Source organism: Nakamurella sp. PAMC28650 (assembly GCF_014303395.1).
In the GTDB taxonomy this organism is placed as follows: domain Bacteria; phylum Actinomycetota; class Actinomycetes; order Mycobacteriales; family Nakamurellaceae; genus Nakamurella.
This window is the reverse complement of record NZ_CP060298.1, coordinates 174,283-199,261: the sequence shown is the minus strand read 5'-3', so window position 1 is coordinate 199,261 and position 24,979 is coordinate 174,283. Positions and strand designations below refer to the sequence as shown.

Genomic DNA, 24,979 nt, shown 5'->3' with positions numbered 1-24,979 from the left:
ATCAGCAAGAAATAAGAATGGTATAGGTTCGGGCGCGACGGAAATGATCGATCTGCAGAGCCTCACCGGGCCTTTTAGACATAAACATGTTATCGAGGAAGAGTAGGTGAAGAATGTCACACCATTCCCGTGGGCTCGAATATCTGACCATGCGCCGTCGGGTCAGAGGGTTGACCGCCGGAGTGGCCGGGGCGGCTGGACTGACCTCCGTCCTCGCCACGATGGCGCTGGCTGCTCCCCATACCGCTGCGGTGTCCACCCATCGGGTGGACGCCGGACACCCCGCCGCCTCCCGCTCCGCTGCGGTCGGGACCCCGCCGACCACGACGACCGCCCGGGTGGATGCCCCGGCCGAAACCACCACCACGGGCCGGTCGAGTGGGACGGTCGGCCGGACGCCCGCCGCCGGCAGGACCGGCACCGCTGGAAAGACCGGCCCCGCTGCAACGACCGGCACCGCCGGCCAGACGGGCACCGTCGGTGCTGCGGCCCCAAAGGTGCACGCGCCCACGACCAGGCGTCCCTCGTCCACGCCGACCTCCGCCGCGGTGACGACCACGACCGCGCCCGCGACGAGCGCTGCGGCGCCGGTGCGGACCACCGCCGCCCCGACGCCGCCTGCGGCGATCGTGCCACCCGCCGCAGCCCCGACACCTGCGGCGGGTTCCTCCAACGGTGGTTCGGGCGGCTCCTGAGACGGGTCCGGTCTGGAGAGTCGGGCCCGGTCCGAGTCGGGTGCCGACTCAGCCTGGTCGGCAGCATCGGATCCCGACGCAGCCGGTCGGCGGGCGGCCCGGTGAGCAGGTGGGGAAGGTACGGCGCACTGGGGGCGGCGGCCCGGGTCAGGGCGTAGCGGCAGCCGGCGCCTCGTGTCGGCCCGCGGTGCGCGTCGTCCAGGAGGTCGCATGCGGTAGCAGGATCATCGCCGTACCCACGCCGATCACCAGAGCGGCAGCGATGACGATCAGCCGCCAACGGCTCCGGCCCGCCTGAGGTCCTCGCAGTGCACCGCGCAGTTCCGCCCGGGAGACCACGAGCGCTTCCCAGAGGTGCCCGACGACGTGGACCGTCATCAGGGCGACCCAGATCCAGAAGCTGGTCTGGTGCGCGGTCAGCAACCAGTCGGACCGGTGATCGCCGGCGAAGATCAGCGCCACCCCTGTTCCGAGCAGAGCCAGGCTGGAGAGGATCACGAACGGCCCCAGGACCCGCAGGACGGGGTGCGGCGGTCCCTTCTTCCGGTAGGCGGGCGCGCCGCGGTAGTAGCGCACGAAGCGGAACATCGTGCTGCCGGTCTTCAGCAGCACCGGGCCCAGCAGCAGCACGCCGACGAAGATGTGCAGCGTGATCATCTGGCGGATGCTCAGGATGGTGACGCCCTCGACCAGCAGCAACCCGATCAGGACGACCCCGGTCGCCGAGGTCAGTCGGGTGTTGCCCACGGTCCCGCGTGCGGGTGTCGTGGTCAGCGATCCTGCGTCCTCGGCCTGGACGTTCGAGGGCGCGGAGATCCAGGGCGCTTTCGCCAGCAGCTCCGAGAGCGGGATCGATGTCTTCACCCGGCCAGAATGGCGGCCGGGTCTCAGATTGTTCTCAGGAACCGGTGAGTTCAGGCGGGGAAGGGATCTGGCAGGTGGAGCAGGACATTTCGATCCAACGGCGTGCCGGTCAGCGGATGAGCGCCGAAGTCGTCAGGTCGGAACTGCCAGTCGTTCGCGGCCAGTTGGCGGGAGAGACCGGCGATCGCGTTGATCGAATCGACGCGGCCCGACCACGGTAATTCGCCGCTGTGATCGACCATTGTAACGGCGATGGTCAGGGTGCCGTTCGCCGACCGGAGGAGTTCCACGATGCGGCCCTGCTGCGGGAAGTCGATCAGCGAGGGCGCGGTGACCTCCCACCAGGCATGAGCTGTCCGGTCGGCCTGATCACCGTGCGGTGTCACCCTGGTGATGTGGGTGTGACCGTTGATCCACAGCACCACACTGGGGTGGGCGTCCAGCACCTGGGCCAGTTCGGCGGTCAGCACCCGACGTGACGAGCCCGGCTCGCGCCGGTCGTTCACCAGGTCGGCCAGGGTGTGATGGGAAGCCAGCACCACGTAACGCTTCTCGCGATCGGCCGCCGTCAGCTCGTCCTCGAGCCACGCCAACTGGGGAGCGTCCAGACTGCCCTGGTAACCGCCGTGCTCGTTCACCGCGTCCAGCACCAGGACGGTCACCACGCGGTCCCGGACCTGGGCCGGCCGGTGGTCGTGACGGTAGTAGCACTGCGAGCCCTGCCGGTCCGGTAGCCCGTGTCCGGCCGGTCGTGCAGCGGGGCGGAAATGTGCGGCGACGAATTCGGCGCGACTGATCGTGCGGCGGGCCGGATCCGGCGTGATCTGCCGGGTGAGCATCTCGCCCCAGCGGTCCAGGCCGTCCTGCTCGGTCGAGTCGACCGCACCGCAGAATTGCGCGATCTCCTCGATCGTCCAGTGCGCGGGGAGGTCGATGGCCTTCCGGTCGGCCATCGACGCGTGCGCGAATTCTCCGATGGCCGGGATGTTGCCCTGCACGAGTTGGTCGTGGTTGCCGTGGACCGCCAGCCATGGCATGCTCAACCCGGGTGAATCGAACGGCTCCCGGAGAGTGTCGAGAAGGCCTGCTGCGTCAGGGAAACCGAAGAGCCGCCTCGGGCGGTCCGGTCTTGCGGACCCGTCGGCGTTCCGGGCCGGGTCCGGATGCCAGAACGCCTCGTGCCAGAAGTCGTGATCGGCGACGCCCTCGTAGCGCTCCGTCGATCCCGAGTCCGGGATGATTCGCCCGCCGTCGAGAAGGTTGATGTACCAACCCAACTCGTTGGTCTGGGCGCTGTCGACGACGTCGCCGGTGGTGATGGCCCAGTCGATCTCGGCTCCGCCCACCGGGCCGCGCCGGACGGCATTGATGGCCCGGACCATCGCGGCACCGACCTGGATGGTGAGACAGTCCTGCGCTCGGTAGGCCCCGATGATGCCCAGCACCGGCCGCAGCGGAGAATCCGGATCCGACCAACGGTCCAGGAACTCGCCGCGGGCCGGGGACTGGGTGTCGCACAGATGCAGATCGGACAGGTGCGCCACCGTCAGCAGTGGTCTGCTCTCCACCGGAAGTCGTCCGGTCGGCAGGTACTCGTTCCGGGAGGTGTGCTGTTCGCCGGGGCCGGCGGACAGTTGCCAATATCCGAGATCGGACCGCGGGCCGCCGATGATCGACGAGCGATCGGTGAGAGTCACCGGCTGATTATGGTGCGTCCGGAACGAGCCGGACGCGTCAGGTCTGTGCAGGCCCGCCCGCCGACTTCGAGCCGGACCCCTCGACCCGGCGACGCGGATCAGGCCGGGGGTGGCTGATCAGGCTCGGTCGCCGGGCGCAGGCGGAGCGAGACGTTCAGGCCGTCCAGATCGTCGTGGCGTCGGTTGCGCGGGCGATCCCGGACCAGCCGGGGAATGTTGCCGTTGCGGGGGCCCGACCAGTCCAGCGGTGGCGAGTCGATCTTCCGGGCCAGCAAGAATGCGTTCTGCTCCCAGTTCACCCGCCACCCCTTGAAATCCTTCCATGCCTGTTCGGGCTGGGTCTCCGACGGGTAGCCGACCCGATCCAGCATCAGCCAGGCCTCGTGGAACTCCTCGTAGGTCAGGCTGATCGGGTCGTTGGGCAACGGGTCGTCGATCACCGGGAGGCGCTGCGCTGCATTGATCGACTTCAGGGCCGAGATGCCGCCGGTGATGACCAACCGAGACGACGCCGAGGCTGCCGACGGTGTCCGCGCCAGTTGGATGGCCGCGGCATCCATCACTGCCATCAGGGACGTCAACCAGCTGCGCCGCAGGTCGGGCGAGCGGAAGAAGGCCAGGGTCGGGTAGGACGTGTGACTCTCGGCGATGTCGGCGACGAGCCGCTCCCAGCTCGCGAACAGATCGGCCAGCTGACCGACGACGTCGGCCAATTGGTAGCGGACCAGGATCACCGGGCCCCAGGCCGGATCCCCGCCGCGGCCGGCCAGCAGGCTGACCTCGGTCTCGCGACGGTTGAACGCTCCGTAGAGCGTCGGCAGGTAGCCGATCAGCAGGGCGATCAACAATGGTCCGGTGATGGCGGCGAGGAACGAGACAATCGTCGCGACACCACCTCTGGGTGACGAGAAACCCAGGGTGAACAAGCTGGACCCGGATTCGCGGAGGGCTCCGGACATCGAGAGTCCGCCGACGCCGTAGAAGATCAGCCCGTATCCGACACCGAAGAGCGCCAGCCAGAACGGCACCAGCGAGATCATCACCAACGAACCGATCGGCGCCAGCAGGGCGTCACGGCGAGCGTAGGAGACCCGCTTGGCGATGGCATCGACCGGCGCTCTGACCAGAGCGATCCAGGCCCGGTACAGCAGCACGCTGCGAGTCGGGCGAGCGACCGCCAGGGCCAGGATCGCCGCTCTCCAGACCGCGACGACCAGTGCCAGACCCGCGACGGCGGCCGCGGAATGCAGGACGGAGTTCACGAAACAGCAGCGTAGGGCCCCGTCAGGAGGCTGCGTTCACCGGCTGCGCGCTCAGGACGCTGACCACCCGCTCCGGGTCGACATCGTCGTCGTCCTGCAGATCGAGCATCGCCAGGACCATCTCGCGCGCGCCCGGGCTCACCGTCTGCACGCCGCCGCCGACCACCCACGAGGAGCCGGTGGGCAGCAGACGAAGGCAGACCAGTCCACCGACCTTGACCTTGCCCGGTGGGGACGGCACTTCCGCGGTGTCACCGGTGACCACGTTCTTGACCCGGAGACCCGTTGCGCGACTCACGTTCTCGACCTGGAACAACCCCCGGGTGGAGCGCAGCCAGGTGGTCGCGAGCTCGAGCTCGTCCGACGGCAGCAGGCCTCCTCGCTCGTCGAGGAACTCGGCCAGCAATCCGCCCTCGAACAGCGTCACGTCCATCACCAGCGGATCGTTGACCGCGGCGATCAGAGCCGCCGGGTCGGTGTCCGGATGGGCTCTGGTGGCGGCGAGCTCGACCAGCAGGTCCCGCCCGCGCCCGCTGCGCACCCAGTGCGATGCCTTGTGGTAGAGCCACTCCCAGCGGGACGCGAGGGAGTGATCCGACTTCCCCAGATGGCATTTCTTGTACTTCCGACCGGATCCGCACCAGCAGTCGTCGTTGCGGCCGACGTCGCGCCGCTGTTCACCGGCGAACGGAGAGATGATGGCCAGCTCCGGGTCCTGGGGCGACACTCCGGCACGCAACAGGAGCGAGACGGCCCTGCCGGCGTCACCGCGAAGGGAGGCGATGCGGGCGAGTTCACGCATGGCCGGGAAATGATCGGAATCAAGGTCCAGGGCGCGGGTGTAGGCGGCCTCCGCCACCAGGACGTCACCGAGGACATCGGCACAACGCCCCTGCAGCCAGATGAACCCGGCCAGGGCGCGACGGGGCACCTGCTCGTCGAGCGCGCCGAGCATCATCGTCAGGATCACGCCGAGATGGGGATCGCCGGCCAGAGTCTCCTCGGCGATGGCGACCACCACCATCGGATCCGACAGCACCGGAAGCAGTGGAACCAGGTCGTCGATGCCGAGGTCCGGGAGGGCGTCCTCGTCGTTCCCGTCGTCGGTCCAATCGTGGACGGCGTCGTGCAGTTCGTCGATCTTCGCTGCGAACGCCAGCACGACTTCGGCCTGCGGGCGGTCGAGATCGTAGGTTTCGATGAGCATCTCGAGTTCTTCGGCTTCGCTGCGCGCTTCGTCCTCGGCCGCGAAGTCGAACCCGGCCACTGCGATGGCGCCATGATCGTGGTCCAGCCCGAGTTGCTCCAGCACGTCGGTGATCGGGGGACCCGGAGCGGTGAAGATCTGATCGTGACGGGCGATCACCATGGCCATGAACTCCTCGAGGGCGACGGGTCCGCGCGCCTCCGGGGTGTCCGCGAGCAGCTCCGCCTCGTCCTCGATGTCCTCCTGGTCGGCCCTGACGAGATCCCCGCCGAAGACCTCGAGGTAGTCCTCCACGAGCACCGAGACCAGGCGGGCCGACTCGTGCGGCTCCGGCTCGGGGGCCGGCGCCAGATGCAGGCCGTCTGCAGCCACCGAGATGCAGACCATCGATCCCGCCTGGTGGCCCGCCAGGGTCCCCTCCGGCAGCCGGATGACCGCCTGCAGTGACTCTTCGTCGAAATCGTCCCCGATCGTCCGGCCGTCGAGTCGGTCGTAGGGACTGAGGTCCAGCAGGGGCCAGATGGCGGTGAAGTCCGGAGCGGTGACGAGCAGATCGCGCTCCACCTCCTCGTCCGTGAGCCGGTGCGTGAAGGTCCGGCCGGCGAGCGCCAGAGGCAGGTTGATGAGGACTTCCGGGTCGGTCAACTCCACCCTGGCCAGCAATTGCAGGCCCTCGTCCTCCCAGGTCACATCGAATTCGTCGCGCGTCAACGGCAGGTGCCGCCGCCGGAGCTCCGACAGGAGCGCAGGCAGTGGCATGGACGCGCGATCTCGCATGATGTCGACGATGGTGTGGATGGTTTTGTCGGTCACGGGACATATCCTGCCGGTTTTCGGCACCTCCTGTCGCCAGGGTGGCCGGAAAGAAATATCCGCAATTCCTCTGCCGGCAGTTACGCTTCGACCACGAGGGGTCACTTGCACGACACACACAGTGAATTTGGTTGCGCCCTGACCTGATCGATCCACCGGGCAATGGCCGATGAGTTTCTGAGAAAAATCGGAGAAAACGATGACCGCTGTCAATCGAACCACGGCAAGGGCTTTCATCCTGGGGTGGGTGGCCGTGGTGGGCCTCGGCCTGGGTGTCGTTCCGGCCCAGGCCGTCGGGCACCAGGCCGTCGTTCACCAGGCGGTCGTTGACCAGGCCGTCGTTCACCAGGCGGCGGGTCACCAGGCGGCGGTCCAGGCCCTCGGAGCAGCATCGTCGGCCGCAGCCGGCCGGCCGGCCGGTTCCTACGTCCCGGTCTCGTCCGCCCGCATCCTGGACACCCGGTCGGGGCTCGGGGCCGGCGGGCCGCTGGCCGGCAACCACGAGATCCTGCTGTCGGTGACGGCAAAGGGTGGCATCCCGCCCACCGGCGCAGCGTCCATCGTGCTGACCCTGACGGTGACCAATCCGACGTTGGCCGGCTACCTCACCGTCTACCCAGACGGTTTCGCCCGTCCGGCCACCTCGAACATCGACTTCGCCGCCGGGCAGACCATCGCGAACACCGTCGTCGTGCGGGTCGGGGCCGGTGGTCGCATCCGGCTGTTCTACGGCGCCGGAACCGGCTCGGTGCAGTTGGTCGCGGACACGGCCGGCTACTACACGTCCGGAACGCCGACCGACTCCGGCGCCTTCCAGGTGGTGGCGGCGCAGCGCATCATGGACACCCGCAGCGGACTGGGCGGCGCGCGAGCCTCCCTTGGTGCGACGGCGACCAGGGTGCTCACCGTCGGCGGGGTGGGCGGAGTCCCGGCCGGCGCGCGGGCGGTGGTGCTCAACGTGGGTGTCTTCGGCGCGACGGCCAACGGCTCGGTGACGGTCTTCCCGCGATCCGGCCCGAGGCCCGGGACCTCCAACGTGAGCTTTATCGCCGGTCAGGCCCGGTCCGGCCTGACGATCGTGCCGGTTTCCCCGGCCGGGCAGGTGTCGCTGTTCAACGGCTCCACCCGCCCGGTCAACACGGTCGTCGACATGCTCGGTTACTATCTGGGCGGTTATCCGGCGGTCTTCGGCTCGTTCCTGACGTTCACGGCGGCCCGCGTGGTGGACACGACCACCGGGCTCGGCGCCGCCGGGCCCGTCGCGCCGCACGGAAGCATCACCGTGCAGGTCGGCGGGCTGGGCGAGATCCCAGGTCCCGGAACGACTTCGATCGCCCTCAACGTCACGGTGAAGCCGACCGGCGGGGGCTACCTGTCGGTCTATCCGACGGGCGTGGCGCAGCCGACGACCTCGAACATCAACTACGTGCCGGGCGCCGCGGTCTCGAACCTCGTCATCCTGCCGGTCAGGTCCGACGGCAAGGTGGTGCTGTTCAATGCCGGGGTGGGAAGCGCCGACATCCAGGTCGACGTGCTCGGTGTCTTCCTCGACGGCACCGGCGCGGCCCGCTGCAACCTCGCCAGGACGGACCCGTCCGGTGATTCGATCACGCAGTGGAACCCGGTGGTGTACTGCGTGCTGTCCGTGCTGAACCAGCCATCGTCCGAGGTGGGGGACGTGGACATCATGATCCAGTACGAATCCAGCGGCGACCCGAACGCCATCAACAACTACGACATCAACGCCCAGCAGGGCCATCCGTCCGAGGGTCTGATCCAGGTCATCAGACCGACCTTCGACACCTACCGATCCTCCCAACTCCCTAACGACCTGTTCAATCCGGCGGCGAACCTCTACGCCGGCCTGAACTACGCGATCAACACCTACGGGTCGATCCACAACGTCCCCGGGCTGGTCTCCCTGCGCAACGGCGGCGGCTACCAGGGCTACATCGTCAACAGGTGAGGCCTGCCGGGAACAATCCCGGGCACCCGTCAGTTGGAACGATCAGCAAAGTTGAGCGTGATCCGCTCAAGGTGGTTTGACAGCGGCCCGAAGGCTGGGCATGCTGGAGGAAGCCTTGAGCGTCCAACGCTCAACCAGCCCGGAAGCATCCAGCCAACGGGCGCGTGCCGGTCGGCGCGGGCCCACCAGGAACTCATCGCAGGAGGAACGCATGTCGCGTGCCGTCGGTATCGATCTCGGTACCACCAACTCGGTCGTCGCTGTACTGGAGGGCGGGGAGCCCACCGTCATCGCCAACGCCGAAGGTGCCCGCACCACCCCGTCGATCGTCGCCTTCGCCAAGAACGGCGAAGTGCTGGTCGGCGAAGTCGCCAAGCGTCAGGGCGTCACCAACGTGGACCGCACGATCCGGTCCGTCAAGCGTCACATCGGCACCAACTGGAACGTCGATATCGACGGCAAGTCCTACACCCCGCAGGAGATCAGCGCGCGGGTGCTCGGCAAGCTCAAGCGTGACGCCGAGTCCTACCTGGGCGAGCCCGTCGTCGACGCCGTCATCACGGTGCCCGCGTACTTCAACGACTCGCAGCGCCAGGCGACCAAGGAGGCCGGCGAGATCGCCGGGCTGAACGTCCTGCGCATCGTCAACGAGCCGACCGCCGCCGCTCTGGCGTACGGACTGGACAAGGGCGACAAGGAACAGACCATCCTGGTCTTCGACCTCGGCGGCGGCACGTTCGACGTGTCCTTGCTGGAGATCGGCGACGGCGTGGTCGAGGTCAAGGCCACCGCCGGCGACAACAAGCTCGGTGGAGACGACTGGGACGAACGGGTCGTCAACTGGTTGGTCGACAAGTTCAAGGCCGCCAACGGCATCGACCTGACCAAGGACAAGATGGCCATGCAGCGCATCCGCGAGAACGCGGAGAAGGCCAAGATCGAGCTGTCCTCGAGCCAGTCCACCTCCATCAACCTGCCGTACATCACGGTCGACGCGGACAAGAACCCGCTGTTCATGGACGAGAGCCTGACCCGCAGCGAGTTCCAGCGGATCACCTCCGACCTGCTCGACCGCACCCGCACCCCGTTCCACCAGGTGATCAAGGACGCCGGCGTCAAGGTCGGCGACATCGACCACGTCGTGATGGTCGGCGGCTCCACCCGGATGCCCGCGGTCACCGAACTGGTCAAGGAACTGACCGGCGGCAAGGAGCCCAACAAGGGCGTCAACCCCGACGAAGTGGTGGCTGTCGGAGCGGCGTTGCAGGCCGGCGTGCTCCGCGGCGAGGTCAAGGACGTGCTGTTGCTGGACGTCACCCCGCTGTCCCTGGGCATCGAGACCAAGGGCGGGATCATGACGAAGCTGATCGAGCGGAACACCACCATCCCGACCAAGCGCTCGGAGATCTTCACCACGGCCGAGGACAACCAGCCCTCGGTCCAGATCCAGGTCTTCCAGGGTGAGCGGGAAGTGGCCGCCTACAACAAGAAGCTGGCCATGTTCGAGCTGACCGGCCTTCCGCCGGCACCCCGCAACGTGCCCCAGATCGAGGTCACCTTCGACATCGACGCCAACGGCATCGTGCACGTCACGGCCAAGGACCTCGGGACCGGCAAGGAGCAGTCGATCAAGCTGACGGGCGGCTCCGCGCTGTCCAAGGACGAGATCGACCGGATGATGAAGGACGCCGAGGCGCACGCCGAGGAGGACAAGGTCCGCCGCGAGGAGGCCGAGGTCCGCAACCAGGCCGAAGCTCTCGTCTTCCAGACCGAGAAGTTCATCAAGGACAACGCCGAGAAGCTCCCCGAGGAGCCGAAGCAGCGCGTCGGCGAGGGGATCACCGCCGTCACCGAGGCGCTCAAGGGTTCGGACATCGCGGCCATCAAGACCGCGGTCGAGACCCTGGCGAACGAGTCCCAGCAGCTGGGTGCGGCGATGTACTCGCAGACCGGCGGCGAAGGGGCAGAAGGTGCTCAGGGTGGCCCGTCCGCCGACGGTGCCGCCGGACCGCACGAGGAGGAGATCGTCGACGCCGAGATCGTGGACGACCCGAAGCCGGATATGAAGAAATGAGCTCCTCGGAAGACAGCCACGGGCCACGCGCGGGAGGTGAAGAACCGGTCGTGATCAACGACAACCGTCGCATCGATCCCGAGACGGGGGAGGTGCGCAGTTCTGGCGGGTTCTTCTCCTCACCGTTCGGGCGCAAGTCCGACCCGGGCAATCCGGAGGAGGCCTTGCAGCCGATCTCGGTGCAGACGGACGAGGAACTCGCTCTGGAGGCCGCCCAGCAGGAAGCTGCGGAGCGCACCTCCGACCTGCAGCGGGTGACGGCGGAGTACGCCAACTACCGCAAGCGGGTCGACCGCGACCGGGAGCTGGTCGTCAAGAACGCGAGGGCCTCCGTCCTGACGGAGATGCTGACGGTGATGGACGACATCGACAACGCCGACCGGCACGGCGATCTCACCGGAGCGTTCAAGGCGGTCGCCGACCGTCTGACCGGCGTGCTGACCAAGGCCGGGCTGACCCAGTTCGGCGCCGTCGGTGACGAGTTCGATCCTGCGCTGCACGAGGCGGTGCAGTTCGCCACCTCGGCCGACGTCGCGGTGCAGACCGTGACAACGGTGATGCGCCACGGTTACTCGCTCGGCGACCGGCTCGTCCGGCCGGCCGTCGTCGGCGTCACCGGCCCCGGCGAGGACGACGCACCCGCAGCCCCAGACGCCGAGGTCGGCTCCGACGAGGACGTCGTCGACGCGGAAATCGTCGAGTAGCGGCACCCCGAACGACGACGTCCTGCAAAGTGGTGCCTATTGCGCGCACTTTGCAGGACGTTCGCTCACTTCGACAACGGAAAGGAGGTTCCTGGTGAGTGCCAAGGATTACTACGAGAAGGACTTCTACGCCGCGTTGGGCGTGAGCAAGACGGCAACTGCGGCCGAGATCAAGAAGGCCTACCGGAAGCTCGCCAGGGATCTCCATCCGGACAAGAACCCGAACAACAAGCAGGCCGAGGAGAAGTTCAAGACCGTCTCCGAGGCGTACGACGTACTGTCCGACGACACGAAGCGCAAGGAGTACGACGAGGCCCGACAGCTGGTCGGTACCGGCGGGTTCGGTGGCTTCGGCGGTCAGCGCGGCGGTGGCGGGGCTGCGGGTGGATTCGACATCAACGATCTGCTGCGCAATCAGGGCGGGGGCGGCGCCGGCGGTCTGGGCGACATCTTCGGTGGCCTGTTCAACCGCGGCGCCACCAACACCAGGGCGGCCAGGGCCAAGCGCGGCGGCGATGTCGAGACCGAGGTGCGGATCTCCTTCACCGAGTCCGTTTCCGGTGTCACCATCCCGATCCGGCTCGCCGAGCGCGGCACCTGCCCGACGTGTCTGGGCACCGGTGCGAAGCCAGGTACGTCGGCGCACGACTGCCCGGTCTGCAACGGGACCGGCCTGACCACCCGCAATCAGGGTTCCTTCGCATTCTCCGAGCCCTGCACCAACTGCCACGGGTCCGGATCGATCATCGACGACCCGTGCCCCACCTGCCACGGCGAGCGCACCGTCCTGCAGTCGCGCACCCTGTCCACCCGCATTCCGGCCGGCGTGTCCGACGGCCAGCGCATCCGGCTGGCAGGAAAGGGCGATGCCGGTAGCGGCGGTGGCCCGCACGGTGACCTGTTCGTGGTGGTGCACGTCAGCGGCCACGAACTGTTCGGTCGCAGCGGCGACAACCTCACCCTGACGGTCCCGGTCACCTTCCCGGAACTGGTGCTCGGTACGGATCTGACGGTGCCCACGCTGACCGGTTCGGTACGGCTGCGGGTGGCCCCCGGGACGGCTTCGGGCCGCAAACTGCGCGTGAAGGGTGCCGGGGTGAAGCGCAAGGATGTCACCGGCGACCTCATCGTCACCGTGGAAGTAGCTGTGCCGCAGAAGCTCTCCACCGAGGCGGCGGCGGCGATGGAAGCCTTCGCGGCCGCCCAGACCGAGGATCCCCGGCCGGCGATCACCAGGGCGTTGGGTGTCACGCAGGATTCGTCATGAGCCCCCGGCGAGTTCCGGGTACCGCGCCCGGTGTTCACGACGGACCATCTGCTCCGGGGCCCGAACTCCCGGCAGGGGTCTACCAGGTCTTCGACTCCGCCGGATTCGAGATCGACGCGCCGTTGTTCGTCATCTCGGTGGCGGCCCAACTGGCCGGCATGCACGCCCAGACGTTGCGCTCCTACGACCGTGAGGGGCTGGTGTCGCCCGGCCGCACCTCCGGCGGTGGGCGCCGCTACTCGCGACGCGACATCGAACTGCTCCGCGAGGTCCAGAAGCTCAGCCAGGACGACGGTGTCAATCGCGCCGGGATCCGGCGCATCATCGAACTCGAGGCCCAGGTCGACGCGCTTCGCGCACGGGCCGAGGAACTGGCCGACGAGGTCCGCGCCCTGAACCGCTCGCTTCACCAGTCGCAGGCCGACGCAGCGAACGCCGCCGCCAATGCGATTGCCGGGCTACGGCGGGACGTGGTGCCGTGGCAGAACACCACCACCGCGATGGTCACCTGGCGCCCGGCGCGGCGCCGCTGACGTCTCCCACCTGACGTGAAGGCGGCGGTACCGAAGCGCTCGGTACCGCCGCCGTCTTCAGTCGTCGATGTCGACACCGCCGAAGGGCGTCAGCAGCCCACTGCGACGTGGAAGGCGTAGTTCGTCAGCGCACCGGCCGTGTTGAAAGTGTGCACGTCGGTGTAGGCGCCGTTCAGGTTCTGGGCGGTGGCGTATCCCGGGGTCGAGCCGTACACGCTCACCGTGGGTGCGCAGTTCGTGACGTCGGAGTCCCAGGTGATCCGGAAGGTCCCGGTACCGAGCTGGGCAGAGGTGACCATCCGGTCCGTTCCGGCGTAGGTGTTGCCGACGATGTTGACGAGGCCCTCGAGCTGGGGGATGTAGTAGCCGGTGACGTCGATGATGGCCTGGGTGCGTCCGCCGTGTGCCGACAAGGTGAGGGGATTGGTCCACTTGCTGAGCGCGAAGGTCGGGTTGGCCGTGACCGTGGTGTTGACCCGGTAGCTGATGAAGTTCGTCGACGGCTGTTGTGTACCGCTCGGGAAGCCGGTCACGTATCCGACGGCCGTCTGCGCGGTGCTGGTCACGTTGGTGGTCACCCCGGTCGCGCCGTTGGGAATGCCGCAACCTCCCGCCTTGCCGCCCTGCTCGAGGAAGTGGGTGGTGCCGCGGACGTAGAAGGGGCGAGTTTCACCGTCGGTCAGAATTCCGGCGGCAGCATGTCGGGTGTCGGCGATCCGACACGGGAGGATCGGGACGTACAGGGCTTCGGAGACCAACGGCGGCCGCGGCGTCATCGGGACCAGCTTGGCCGTCGAGGTCTGTCCGGCCGGGGACGGGTGGTCTGGGGTGCCGGGTGGTGCCGCCGAGGCGGCGGAGAACGTCAGGGCCGCCGCGGTGAGCGTGCCGATGACGATGGTGCCGAGTCGAAACCAACTCTTCATTGCCAGACCTCCGGGTTCGGTCGGTCGTCGCGACGACCGGGGCCCGGATCAGTGCGGTTGCACTTTGACGGACGGGCCCGGAGCATAGGAGGCAGGGTAAAGCGTTTGAATACAGAGGAGGACGAAGTAGTTTTCGTGAATTTCGCCGACGTCCCCGGCGGTCAGCGGCCGAAGGCAGCTTCCAGCAGTTCGCCGTCCTCCACCCGGTCCCAGGCGTCGGAGAAGTCGTCGAGGGTTCCGGCGGCGACCGCCTGCTCGAAGGCGTGCAACCTCCCGAAGACGAAGCCGGAGACTCCGTCGGTCTCCGGCTGCAGGGCCAGGTCGGCCAGCCACGCCGCCGACGTGAGGGCGTCCTGGTGCTCACCGAGCACCTCCTGGATCTCCTCGATCGCCGCCGCGAAGACCACGGTGTTCTCGCCCAGGGTGGCCGACGCGGCCTCGGCGGCGTAGCGAAGCGCTTTGGCGCCCTTGCGCACCTCGTGGAACACCGGATTGTCCAGCGGATCGGCCAGCGCCTGGTCGACCAGCTCTCCGAGCTGTCGCCACGAGGCGGCCAGCAGCGTCGACAGTTCCGAGGAGGCCTGCTTGGCCGCGCGGCGCGACAGCGGCGGCGCGGAGAGGAACGAATCCAGCTCGCGCAGCATCGCCAGGTAGCGCTCCGAGCGGATCAGCTCTGACACCTCGGCCAATGCCGCTGGCACCAGGCGGGCCATCTCCTCGTCGATGCGTCGGCCGGCCCGCCCGGCGTACTCGGACGGTTCGTCGTTGAGCTGACCCGTCAGGCGGCGGTGGAGGACCTCGAGATCACGGGCACTGCTCAGTACGGCGCCGAAGTGCTGGAGCTCACCGCGTAGATGTCGGGTCGCGCCGGCGGCGAACAGCGACGAGAAGACGGCGAGCACGGAGCGGATGCGGCGAGCGCAGGCCCGTGCGTCGTGCAGGGCGTTCCCGTGGCCCTCCCGCAGCGCGCGGTCGGTGCCGATGAGCGTTCCGCGGAGTCTGAACAGGGCCACGATCACCGCGGCGCCTGCGGCCTTGGGCTTGCACGGTGGTGCAGACGCCGGGTCCGCCGGGGTTGCGTCCGCCATGGCCCTGGCCAGTTTCGAGGCACTGGACGCACGCTGGGCACCGGCCGCCTGCAACAGCGCGACCACCGCCGCCAACTGGTCCCGGTCGCCGGCGAGCACCTCGACCTCGAGTTCGCGCCACCGGGTCGGTGGGGACTCGGCAAATCCCGATTCAGCCGTGTCCGAACCGACGAGTCTGGTGGAGGTGACCTGATCGTCGGCGACCTCCACCATCGGTGTTCCCAAGGGATCGAGGAGCCTGCGGACCGTTCGGCGGTTCCGGATGCGGGCCACCGGACGCAACGATCGACCTCGTGCGGTGCCCAGCACCAGGTCGGCCAGTGCCGCCGGGACCTGTGCGGCCAGTGGATCGTGCTCACCGGATTCCAGCGGCAGGCCGACCTCGGTCCGGGCGCCCGCGACGGCCGGTAGTTTCAGGTGCCAACCGGCGTCGTCCCCGCCGGTCCGATGGCGCAGCGTCAACTTGGCCCGGAGGAGATCGAGCTCCGGGGTGTCGAAGTAGACCGCGTCCAGTTCGTGCACGACCGGGTCGGCGACAGCCTTCAGGCCGACGCTGGTCAGGCTCCGACGGCCGGCAAGCTCCGGCAACGATGCCTCTGGGCCGATCTCGAGCTTCGTCTCGATCTCCAGGTGTCGGGTCGGAACGGCGGCGGCCGTCCCCGCGAGCGCGGTCGCGGTGCCACCCGGAGGGAGTGTGACGGGTGGTGCGGTCTGCACGCCCGACGGGGTTTCGATCGCGGCGTGCTGCGTGGACGACCTGCGCTGCCGGGATGCCATGTGTCGGTGTTACCGCACCGGGCACCGATCGACAAATGAACACCTGCCCGTGACCGGGCCGCTCTGTGGTGATCGACTGGACCGGTCACCCGATCAGGGATCGACAGCAAAGGTTGAGCGGACTAAACTCAACTTTAGTGCGTTGTAACTGATAGACCGTGGTACAGGGCCGGTTCGGGCGAGGGCGCAGACCCGGGTCACGGGCAATCGAGCATCGGAAGGCAGTAGGAAGACCGACATGAACACCGAGATCCTGACCACGAAGAGTCGCGAGGTCCTGGCCGCCGCCATCACCGCGGCGACGACTGCGGGCAATGCCACGGTCGAGCCGGCGCACCTCCTCGGGGCCCTGCTGGCCACCGAGGGCTCGACGGCGCCGGGCCTGCTGCGCGCAGTCGGCGCGGATTCGACGGTCATCGAGAACAGGACTGCGGCGATCCTGGCCAAGCTGCCCTCCGCGAAGGGCGCGACGCTCGGTCAGCCGCAGATGTCGCGCGCCGTGACGAACGTGGTCACGGCGGCCGAGCAGATCATGCGGGCGGGCGGTGACGAGTTCCTGTCCACCGAGCACCTGCTGACCGCCCTGGCGAAACCCGGTACCGATGTCGGCGAGCTGCTGGTCGCCGCCGGGGCGACCTCCGATGCAGTGGTCGAGGCGTTCCCGGTGGTGCGCGGCGGTGACCGCAAGGTGACGTCGGCCGACCCGGAGGGCTCGTTCAAGGCCCTGGAGAAGTACGGCGTCGATCTCACCGAGCGAGCCAGGGAAGGTGCCATCGACCCGGTCATCGGTCGGGACGCCGAGATCCGCCGGGTGGTCCAGGTGCTGTCCCGGCGGACCAAGAACAATCCGGTGCTGATCGGTGAGCCAGGCGTCGGCAAGACCGCGGTGGTCGAGGGCCTGGCCCAGCGGATCGTGGCCGGCGATGTACCGGAGTCGTTGCGCAACAAGCGGTTGATCTCGCTCGACCTCGGCGCGATGATCGCGGGCGCGAAGTACCGCGGCGAGTTCGAGGAGAGGCTGAAGGCGGTCCTGGACGAGATCAAGGGGTCCAACGGCCAGGTGATCACCTTCATCGACGAATTGCACACCGTGGTCGGGGCCGGCGCCACCGGCGAGGGGGCGATGGATGCGGGCAACATGCTCAAGCCGATGCTCGCCCGCGGCGAACTCCGGATGGTCGGCGCCACCACGCTGGACGAGTACCGCACCCACATCGAGAAGGACCCGGCGCTGGAGCGCCGGTTCCAGCAGGTGCTGGTCGGCGAGCCCAGCGTCGAGGACACGGTGGCCATCCTGCGCGGCCTCAAGGAGCGTTACGAGGCGCACCACGGCGTCCGGATCACCGATGCCGCCCTGGTGGCGGCAGCCACCCTCTCCGACCGCTACATCACCGCAAGATTCCTGCCGGACAAGGCCATCGACCTGATCGACGAGGCAGCCTCCCGGCTGCGCATGGAGATCGACTCCAAGCCGGTCGAGATCGACGAGCTGCAAAGGTCCGTCGACCGGTTGAAGATGGAAGAACTTGCCCTGGCGCGGGAGTCCGATGCCGCATCCGGTGATCGGCTGGTACGCCTGCGGCGTGACCTGGCCGATCGCAACGAGTCGCTGGCGGCACTCACCACCCGCTGGGAGGCCGAGAAGTCCGGCCTGAACCGGGTCGGTGAACTGAAGAAATCGTTGGACGAACTCCGCATGCTGGCCGAGAGGGCCCAGCGAGAAGGAGATCTGGCCAAAGCTTCCGAGCTGCTCTACGGCAGGATCCCGGCGCTGGAGAAGGAATTGTCGGAAGAGGCTGCGTCCTCCGCCCACGCGGGGTCCGGTGAAGCGTCGCTGCCGCCGATGGTGTCCGAGGAGGTCGGACCGGACGACATCGCCACCGTGATCGCGGCGTGGACCGGCATCCCGGCCGGGCGTCTGCTCGAGGGCGAGACCGCGAAACTGCTCCGGATGGAAGAGGAACTGTCCCGCCGGGTGGTCGGACAGGCCGCCGCGGTGCGGGCCGTCTCCGACGCCGTCCGTCGGGCCAGGGCCGGGATCTCGGACCCCGACCGGCCGACCGGCTCCTGGCTGTTCCTCGGCCCGACCGGCGTCGGCAAGACCGAACTGGCCAAGGCGCTGGCCGACTTCCTGTTCGACGACGCCAGGGCGATGGTGCGTATCGACATGAGCGAGTACTCCGAGAAGCATTCGGTGGCAAGGCTTGTCGGCGCCCCTCCCGGGTACGTCGGATATGATCAGGGCGGTCAGCTGACCGAGGCGGTGCGCCGCCGGCCGTACACCGTCGTGCTGTTGGACGAGGTCGAGAAGGCCCACCCCGATGTCTTCGACGTGTTGTTGCAGGTCCTGGACGACGGGCGGCTGACCGACGGTCAGGGCCGCACCGTCGACTTCCGCAACGTGGTGCTGATCCTGACGTCCAACCTTGGCAGCCAGTTCATCGTGGATGCCTCGCTCGACGAGAAGCAGCGTCATGACGCCGTCATGACGCGGGTCCGCAGTGCCTTCAAGCCGGAGTTCCTCAACCGGCTGGACGACATCGTGTTCTTCAACGCGCTGGGCATCGAGCAGATCGGTTCCATTGTCGACATCCAGGTCGGGGCACTTGCCGCCCGACTGTCGTCCCGTCGGCTCGTGCTGGAGGTGACCGACAGTGCGCGGGAATGGCTGGCCATCGAAGGTTTCGACCCGCTCTACGGTGCGCGGCCGCTCCGCCGGCTGATCCAGTCCGCGATCGGCGACCAGCTCGCCCGCGCCCTGCTGGCCGGCAGCGTCCGCGACGGTGACACGGTGCAGGTGGATGCGGTGGAGGGCGCTGCAGGTCTCCAGGTCGGGTCGGTGCATCAGGTCTGAACGGTTGCCGCCACGGGTCGGGCCCCGGATGTGCCACCGATGCCATCCCTGATCAGGATGGCACCGAACCACCTGAACCCGGCGCCTCCGATTCGGCGGCAGGGCCGCGACCCCGACCGCAGTGCCCCTGCCGGTCGGGGCGCCGGGGCCGCGACCGACTGATCGGCATACTTGGTTCGTGCCTGCGACGAAAGAGGACTTCATGACGGAGAGCGCCACCACCGCGGCCGCCCGACTGGCGGAACTGGCCGGAACCGTGATCGGCGGGTCGCTGCCGATCCGGATCCGCGCCTGGGACGGGAGCGAGGCAGGACCGGCGACGGGTCCGGTGCTGGTGCTGAACTCCCGTCGCGCGCTGCGCAGGCTGCTCTGGTCACCGGGCGAACTGGGCCTCGCGGAGGCGTACATCTCCGGTGACGTCGACGTCGAAGGTGATCTGGCGCAGGGACTCTCGACCGTCTGGAACGCGGCGAAGGACGGCAAGGTCACCCGGCCCAAGGTGAAGCCGACGCAGTGGCCGCGGCTGGCCCTGGAGGCCGCAAGGCTGGGCGTCATCGGGCTCCGTCCGCCGGGCCCCGGCCAGGCCGCGTCGCTGAAGGGCCGCCGGCATTCCCGCGACCGGGACCGCGCCGCGATCGCCCACCACTACGACCTGTCGAACGAGTTCTACGAGTTGCTGCTGGACAAGTCGATGGCCTACTCCTGCGCGTACTACGTGGATGGTCCCGGCGGTGATCTAGGTGCTGCGCAGGATGCGAAGCTCGATCTGGTCTGCCGCAAGCTGGGCCTCTCGGCCGGACGGAAGCACCTCGATGTCGGATGTGGCTGGGGCTCGCTGATCTGCTATGCCGCCGAGCACTACGGCACCTACTCCACCGGCGTCACGCTGTCCCGCCAGCAGTTCGAGTTCGTGACGAAGCGGGTGGCCGACGCCGGTCTGGCCGATCGCGTGCAGGTTCGGCTCGCCGACTACCGCGAGCTCGACAACGGTCTGGACGACGGGCAGTACGACGCCGTATCGACCATCGAGATGGGCGAACACGTCGGCGATGCGGAGTACCCGGCTTTCGCCGGCATCCTGCACCGGGTCCTGCGGCCCGGCGGCCGCGCCCTGGTCCAACAGATGTCTCGCGGCGAGAACGCCCCGGGTGGTGGCGCTTTCATCGAGACCTACATCGCTCCGGACATGCACATGAAGCCCCTGGGCACCACGGTTTCGCTGCTCGGCGGAGCCGGACTGGAGGTCAGGGACGTGCACGCGCTGCGAGAGCACTACGACTGGACGGTGCGGGCCTGGGCCGACACCCTGGAGGAGCACTGGACCGAGGTGGTCGAGATGATCGGTGAGGTCGGCGCGCGGGTCTGGCGTCTCTACCTGGTCGGCGGGGCGCTCGCCTTCGCCGAGAACCGGATGGGTGTAGACCAGATATTGGCCGTCCGTCCGGACGCCGCCGGAACGGCTTCGATGGAGCCGTCGCGAAGGGTCTGGGAAACGTGAGCTTTCCGGTAGCGCAGTTGTTCCTCGGGTTGGGCACCAGCCTGCTGGCGGTCGCGGTGCTGATGGCGGTGTCGTTCGCCATCGGGGCGGCCACCGGCAAGTACTCCATCATCGACGCCGTCTGGGGTCCCGGTTTCGTGGTGATCGCGCTGGTGTCGTTCCTGGTGTCGATGGGTTCCGGGAAATACGGTGACCCGACCCTACGGTGGATCGCCCTGGTCGCGGTGGCGCTCTGGGGTCTGCGACTCGGCGGTTACATCCTGCTGCGCAACCACGGATTGCCCGAGGATCCGCGGTACGTGAAGATGCTGGAGGGTCACAGCAAGCTCCGCATCGTGGGCAAGGTGCAGGTCCCGCAGGGTCTGCTCATGTGGTTCGTCTCCATCCCGGTCCAGGTGGCGATGCTGCTGAAGTCGCCGGCCCACTGGCTGGTCTGGATCGGCGCGGTGATCTGGCTGATCGGCATCGGCTTCGAATCCATCGGAGATGCCCAGCTGGCGAAATTCAAGTCCGATCCGGCCCACAAGGGTCAGCTGATGAAATACGGACTGTGGCGATTTACCCGTCACCCCAACTACTTCGGCGATTCCGCCGTCTGGTGGGGACTTTTCGTGATGGTGGCCTGGACCTGGATCGGGTGGCTGACGATTCTTTCGCCTGTCGTCATGACCTACCTCCTGGTGGCGAAGTCCGGCAAGGCGCTCACCGAGAAGCGCATGGCCAAGTCCAAACCGGGGTATGCCGAGTACGTCGCCACCACCTCCGGATTCTTCCCCTTGCCCCCGAAGAAATCCTCCGCAGAAAAATCCGAGAACGGAACGGTGAACGCGTGAAGACCATCGAAGAAGGCGCCGTCGCACCAGATTTCGAATTGCCCGACCAGACCGGCTCACCTCGCCGGCTTTCCGATCTCCTGCAGGCCGGGCCGGTGGTGCTGTTCTTCTATCCCGCCGCGATGACGAGTGGCTGCACCGCCGAGAGTTGCCATTTCCGGGATCTCGCTGCCGAGTTCGCCGCATCAGGGGCGCAGCGGATCGGGATCAGCACCGACCCGGTGGCCAAGCAGGCCGAGTTCGACAAGGTCAACTCGCTCGGCTATCCGTTGCTCTCCGACGAGGACGGTGCGGTGGCCACCTCGCTCGGGGTCAAGCGCCGCTTCATCACGCCCGTCAAGCGCGTGACGTTGGTGATCGGCACCGACCGGAAGATCCTCAAGGTGATCGCCAGCGAGATGTCGATGGCCTCCCACGCCGACGGCGCCCTGAAGTTCCTGCGGGAACGTCAGGCCGCCTGAGCTCGCGGACGCGGAGCTCGCGGACGCGGAGTTCTCGGACCGCGCGGTCGGCTGCTCGGATACCTTGGGTCATGCCCACCGCCATGGTCACCGGCGCCACCGCCGGCATCGGAGCCGCATTCAGTCGTCACCTTGCCGCCTCCGGCTACCGGTTGGTGATCGTGGCCCGTGATGCGGCCCGGTTGGAGACGAGCCGTGCGGCGCTGCTCTCGTTCGGGGCCCCGGAGGTCGAGGTGATCTCCGCCGACCTGACGGTCGCCGAACAGCGCGCCGCGGTGGTGGCCCGGCTGACGGCGGAGCCGGTCGACCTGCTGGTAAACAACGCCGGTGTCGGACTCGGCAAGGACTTCCTGCATGCCACCGAGGCCGAATTGCAGGGCCAGATCGACATCAACGTCACGGCGGTGACGATGCTGGCCCGCGCGGCACTCCCCGGCATGGTGGCGCGCGGCCACGGCGCTGTGATCAACGTGGCGTCCGTCGCCGGGCTGGTCCCCGGCCGCGGCACCACCTACGCCGGGTCGAAGGCCTTCGTCATCAGCCTGAGCGAGGGGCTGGCCATGTCGCTGGCCGGCACCGGTGTGCGGGTGCAGGCGCTGTGCCCGGGGTTCGTCAGGACCGAGTTCCACGAACGGGCCTCGATCGACATGTCCGGCACCAGTCCCGGTCGGTACGTCGACATCGACAACCTGGTGGTGACCTCGCTGGCGGATCTGCGCGCCAACCGGATCCTGTCGGTGCCCGGCCGGCTCTACGCCCTGATGGCCGTCCTGGTGCGCCTGCTGCCGCGCGGCGTCGTCAGGAGGGTGGCCTCGAAGGTCAACAACAGCCAGCGGACCTGACCGCGCTGATCAACTTCGCCGGCGCTGATCAACTTCGCGGTTCTGGGACGGATGGGACGCGAGTCGACCCGTTCGTGAGCGCGGCCGTCAGGCTCCCAGATGCACGCGGAGTGCGGCGAGCACGATGTCGGGCTTCTCGATGTGCGGCGAGTGCCCGGTCTGCGGGACCACGACCTCGGTGTAGTCGCCACCGGCCGAGCGGTAGCCGTCCAGGACCGACCGGGTCTGGCCGACCATCGGCTGCGGCGGAACGGTCTCGACGCCGGGGTAGTCCGGCACGGCGCCGAGTGCTCCGAGCTGCGCGAGGTCGAACAGCGAGGCGTCGGAGACGATCTGGTCCGCTTCGCCGCGGATCCAGAGGATCGGCGGTTTCGGGTCCACGTCGACGATGCCGGACAGGTCCAGATACGTGGGTGACATGGTGTTCAGCACACCGCGGGTACCGGGCGCGGTGCCGGGCCAGCTGTCGCTCGCCACCGCGTCGCCCGGGTAGTTGTCGTCGCCGAGGCTGGTGGCGAGCATCGATCGCAGGTAGAGCTCCTCGTCCTTCTGATCCCAACCCGGAGCGACGTAGAACGATCGCAGAACGTGCAGTGGAGCTCCGGGCGCGTCGCTCTCGTCTCCTTCCTGGAGTGCCCTGACGAAGTCGGGATTGACCGTGCCGCCGCCACTTCCGGCCCCGTCGGGTGAGATCAGCGCACCGTCGAGGCCGGTGGTGCCGCCGAATCCGAAGGGCGACACCGGGTTGATCAGGGTCGCCGTCCTCACCGCCGCCGGACGGTCGAGGATCATCTGCATCACCACGCCGCCGCCCATCGACCAGCCGACGAGGTCCACCTCGGGCAGGCCGAGGGCATCGATGGTCGCCCAGACGTCGTCCGCGAAATCGGACAGCCCTCTGGTGGCGTGCACCGGGCGCGTGTCGGTGCCGCCGAAACCACGCAGATCGATGGCGATCGGCCGGACGTGGTGGGGGAGGCCGGCCATCACGGGGAAGAAGAACACCGAGGAGGACACGTTGCCGTGGACGAAGATCACGGGCCGCCCGTCCATCCGATTCGCCACCTCGCGGACGCACACCGCCAGTTCCGGGGTGGCGACCATGTTCACGGCGATGTTCGGGTACTCGGCCATGTAGTCCTCCAACGCAAATCGGGTCGCCCCGATCCAACCAGGCTGCTCCGGGGTGGCCGGCGGCGGCCGGGTCGGACGCAAATTCCGCGCGCCGGGGCCGCGGTTCGGGTCGGACGCCTGACCAGGTCGCCGGCGACTCGATGTGTCAGGCTTGGGCAGTGACCGCCGAATCCTCAGCCGCTGCGCAGGCCCCTGTTCCGGACGCCGCCGCCAAGGCCCGACTGGCCGAGCTGGTTTCCCGCCTGGCCGTCGTGTACGGCCGCGTCACGTTGTCCTCCGGTCGGGAGGCCGACTACTACGTCGATCTACGCCGGGCGACTCTGCAGCACGAAGCGGGTCCGCTGATCGGGGTGTTGCTCCGACAGCTGACCGCAGACTGGGACTTCGCCGCGGTCGGCGGGCTGACCCTGGGCGCCGATCCGGTGGCGACGGCGATCATGCACGCCCCGGGCCGTCCGATCGATTCCTTCGTCGTTCGCAAGGCAGCGAAATCCCATGGCATGCAACGACAGATCGAGGGTCCTGACGTCGTGGGCAGGCGCGTGCTGGTGGTCGAGGACACCACGACGACCGGTGCCTCACCACTGCAGGCGGTCCAGGCGCTTCGCGAGATCGGTGCCGAGGTCGTCGGTGTCGCGACCATCGTCGACCGGGACACCGGGGCCGATCAGGTGCTGGCCGCCCAGGGCCTGAGCTACCGGTACCTGCTGGGTCTGGCCGATCTGGGGTTGGGCTGATCCGCCCGGCGCCGGGCGTGGACCTACCGGACGGGCCGGACGGGCCGGACGGGCCGGGCGTGGACGGGCGTGGACCTACCGAGTGGACCGCGATGCCTGAGGTCGGCGTCGGTCCGGCTCCGCACCCTTGGCCCGAGGATCCAAGGCTCGATCCGGAACTGCTGGCCGGCGGCGACCGTCGCAACGTCGTCGACGCGTACCGGTACTGGCGCCGAGAGGCGATCGTCGCTGATCTGGACCTGCGCCGGTACCCGTTCGAGGTGGCCATCGAGAATTTCGGCCACGATCACAACATCGGCACCGTGGTGCGCACGGCGAATGCCTTTGCCGCGGCCCGCGTCCACATCGTCGGTCGGCGTCGGTGGAACCGCCGTGGTGCGATGGTGACGGACCGCTACCAGCATCTGGACCACCATGCCGACGTCGACTCGCTGGTCCGTCATGCGCAACAGCAGGGACTGATCGTCGTTGCGGTGGACAACGTTCCGGGATCCGTCCGGATCGAGACGGCCGTTCTTCCGCGCGACGCTCTGCTGCTGTTCGGCTCGGAGTCCCAGGGATTGACTCCCGAGGCGAAAGCGGCGGCGGCGATGACGGTGTCGATAGCCCAGTTCGGATCGACCCGCTCGATCAACGCCGGGGTCGCGGCCGGCATCGCCATGCATGCGTGGATCCGGCAGCACGCCGATCTGGCCGGGTCGTGGTGAGGGCCGGGGTCGTGACCGACCCCCGTGCGGCCGGCTCGAACTC

At 68.2% G+C, this 24,979-nt stretch carries 20 protein-coding genes; 13 read left to right on the top strand and 7 right to left on the bottom strand.

The annotated features are described in order from the left end of the window. Positions 1 to 113: 113 nt before the first annotated feature. Positions 114 to 695 (top strand): hypothetical protein, encoded by a 582-nt coding sequence (locus tag H7F38_RS00865; RefSeq protein WP_187092456.1) that lies wholly within the window; start codon positions 114 to 116, stop codon positions 693 to 695. A 147-nt stretch (positions 696 to 842) separates the two neighbouring features. Here the strand turns inward: H7F38_RS00865 and H7F38_RS00860 are convergent, their stop codons facing one another. The 4 genes from H7F38_RS00860 to H7F38_RS00845 form a co-directional block, all read right to left on the bottom strand. Continuing rightward, positions 843 to 1,559 (bottom strand): hypothetical protein, encoded by a 717-nt coding sequence (locus H7F38_RS00860; protein WP_187092455.1) that lies wholly within the window; start codon positions 1,557 to 1,559, stop codon positions 843 to 845. Between the two features lie 50 nt (positions 1,560 to 1,609). Then, a complete protein-coding gene (locus tag H7F38_RS00855) occupies positions 1,610 to 3,256 on the bottom strand; it encodes a TIGR03767 family metallophosphoesterase (RefSeq protein ID WP_187092454.1) in 1,647 nt (548 codons plus the stop codon). A 98-nt stretch (positions 3,257 to 3,354) separates the two neighbouring features. Continuing rightward, positions 3,355 to 4,518, bottom strand: coding sequence for a hypothetical protein (locus H7F38_RS00850; protein WP_187092453.1), 1,164 nt, complete (start codon positions 4,516 to 4,518; stop codon positions 3,355 to 3,357). A 22-nt stretch (positions 4,519 to 4,540) separates the two neighbouring features. Beyond that, positions 4,541 to 6,538 (bottom strand): SEC-C metal-binding domain-containing protein, encoded by a 1,998-nt coding sequence (locus tag H7F38_RS00845; RefSeq protein ID WP_187092452.1) that lies wholly within the window; start codon positions 6,536 to 6,538, stop codon positions 4,541 to 4,543. Between the two features lie 199 nt (positions 6,539 to 6,737). Here H7F38_RS00845 and H7F38_RS00840 point away from each other — a divergent pair, with 199 nt between their 5' ends. The 5 genes from H7F38_RS00840 (at position 6,738) to H7F38_RS00820 (ending at position 13,082) form a co-directional block, all read left to right on the top strand. Beyond that, complete coding sequence (locus H7F38_RS00840; protein ID WP_187092451.1) at positions 6,738 to 8,504, top strand: transglycosylase SLT domain-containing protein; 1,767 nt, start codon at positions 6,738 to 6,740, stop codon at positions 8,502 to 8,504. A 211-nt stretch (positions 8,505 to 8,715) separates the two neighbouring features. Beyond that, on the top strand, positions 8,716 to 10,578 hold the full coding sequence (dnaK, locus tag H7F38_RS00835) for a molecular chaperone DnaK (protein WP_187092450.1): 1,863 nt from the start codon (positions 8,716 to 8,718) through the stop codon (positions 10,576 to 10,578). A gap of 50 nt (positions 10,579 to 10,628) precedes the next feature. Further along, positions 10,629 to 11,282, top strand: coding sequence for a nucleotide exchange factor GrpE (gene grpE / locus H7F38_RS00830; protein WP_222618354.1), 654 nt, complete (start codon positions 10,629 to 10,631; stop codon positions 11,280 to 11,282). 94 nt (positions 11,283 to 11,376) lie between these two features. Continuing rightward, complete coding sequence (gene dnaJ, locus H7F38_RS00825) at positions 11,377 to 12,549, top strand: molecular chaperone DnaJ (protein WP_187092448.1); 1,173 nt, start codon at positions 11,377 to 11,379, stop codon at positions 12,547 to 12,549. Then, the gene (locus H7F38_RS00820; RefSeq protein WP_187092447.1) at positions 12,546 to 13,082 is read left to right on the top strand and encodes a heat shock protein transcriptional repressor HspR; all 537 of its coding nucleotides are present in this window, start codon (positions 12,546 to 12,548) and stop codon (positions 13,080 to 13,082) included. Before dnaJ ends, H7F38_RS00820 begins: the two co-directional genes overlap by 4 nt. Positions 13,083 to 13,171: 89 nt before the next feature. Here H7F38_RS00820 and H7F38_RS00815 read toward each other — a convergent pair whose 3' ends face one another. Then, positions 13,172 to 14,005, bottom strand: coding sequence for a hypothetical protein (locus H7F38_RS00815; protein ID WP_187092446.1), 834 nt, complete (start codon positions 14,003 to 14,005; stop codon positions 13,172 to 13,174). A 161-nt stretch (positions 14,006 to 14,166) separates the two neighbouring features. Further along, positions 14,167 to 15,870 (bottom strand): CYTH and CHAD domain-containing protein, encoded by a 1,704-nt coding sequence (locus tag H7F38_RS00810; RefSeq protein ID WP_187092445.1) that lies wholly within the window; start codon positions 15,868 to 15,870, stop codon positions 14,167 to 14,169. A 238-nt stretch (positions 15,871 to 16,108) separates the two neighbouring features. Here H7F38_RS00810 and clpB point away from each other — a divergent pair, with 238 nt between their 5' ends. The 5 genes from clpB (at position 16,109) to H7F38_RS00785 (ending at position 22,358) form a co-directional block, all read left to right on the top strand. Then, a complete protein-coding gene (gene clpB, locus H7F38_RS00805; protein ID WP_187092444.1) occupies positions 16,109 to 18,724 on the top strand; it encodes an ATP-dependent chaperone ClpB in 2,616 nt (871 codons plus the stop codon). Between the two features lie 202 nt (positions 18,725 to 18,926). Then, on the top strand, positions 18,927 to 20,222 hold the full coding sequence (locus H7F38_RS00800) for a cyclopropane-fatty-acyl-phospholipid synthase family protein (RefSeq protein WP_187094396.1): 1,296 nt from the start codon (positions 18,927 to 18,929) through the stop codon (positions 20,220 to 20,222). Further along, on the top strand, positions 20,219 to 21,055 hold the full coding sequence (locus tag H7F38_RS00795; RefSeq protein WP_255498195.1) for a DUF1295 domain-containing protein: 837 nt from the start codon (positions 20,219 to 20,221) through the stop codon (positions 21,053 to 21,055). Before H7F38_RS00800 ends, H7F38_RS00795 begins: the two co-directional genes overlap by 4 nt. Further along, positions 21,052 to 21,516, top strand: coding sequence for a peroxiredoxin (locus H7F38_RS00790; protein WP_305080152.1), 465 nt, complete (start codon positions 21,052 to 21,054; stop codon positions 21,514 to 21,516). The genes H7F38_RS00795 and H7F38_RS00790 overlap by 4 nt, the downstream gene beginning before the upstream one ends. 71 nt (positions 21,517 to 21,587) lie before the next feature. Beyond that, positions 21,588 to 22,358: an SDR family oxidoreductase gene (locus tag H7F38_RS00785; protein WP_187092443.1), complete on the top strand. Its 771-nt coding sequence runs from the start codon at positions 21,588 to 21,590 to the stop codon at positions 22,356 to 22,358. 87 nt (positions 22,359 to 22,445) lie between these two features. Here H7F38_RS00785 and H7F38_RS00780 read toward each other — a convergent pair whose 3' ends face one another. Next, the gene (locus tag H7F38_RS00780) at positions 22,446 to 23,492 is read right to left on the bottom strand and encodes an alpha/beta hydrolase (RefSeq protein WP_187092442.1); all 1,047 of its coding nucleotides are present in this window, start codon (positions 23,490 to 23,492) and stop codon (positions 22,446 to 22,448) included. Positions 23,493 to 23,650: 158 nt separating this feature from the next. On the opposite strand from H7F38_RS00780, the gene pyrE reads away from it, so the two are divergent. Both pyrE and H7F38_RS00770 read left to right on the top strand, forming a co-directional pair. Next, a complete protein-coding gene (gene pyrE, locus H7F38_RS00775; RefSeq protein ID WP_255498194.1) occupies positions 23,651 to 24,229 on the top strand; it encodes an orotate phosphoribosyltransferase in 579 nt (192 codons plus the stop codon). Between the two features lie 92 nt (positions 24,230 to 24,321). After that, complete coding sequence (locus tag H7F38_RS00770) at positions 24,322 to 24,936, top strand: RNA methyltransferase (protein WP_187092440.1); 615 nt, start codon at positions 24,322 to 24,324, stop codon at positions 24,934 to 24,936. The last annotated feature ends 43 nt before the right edge of the window (positions 24,937 to 24,979 follow it).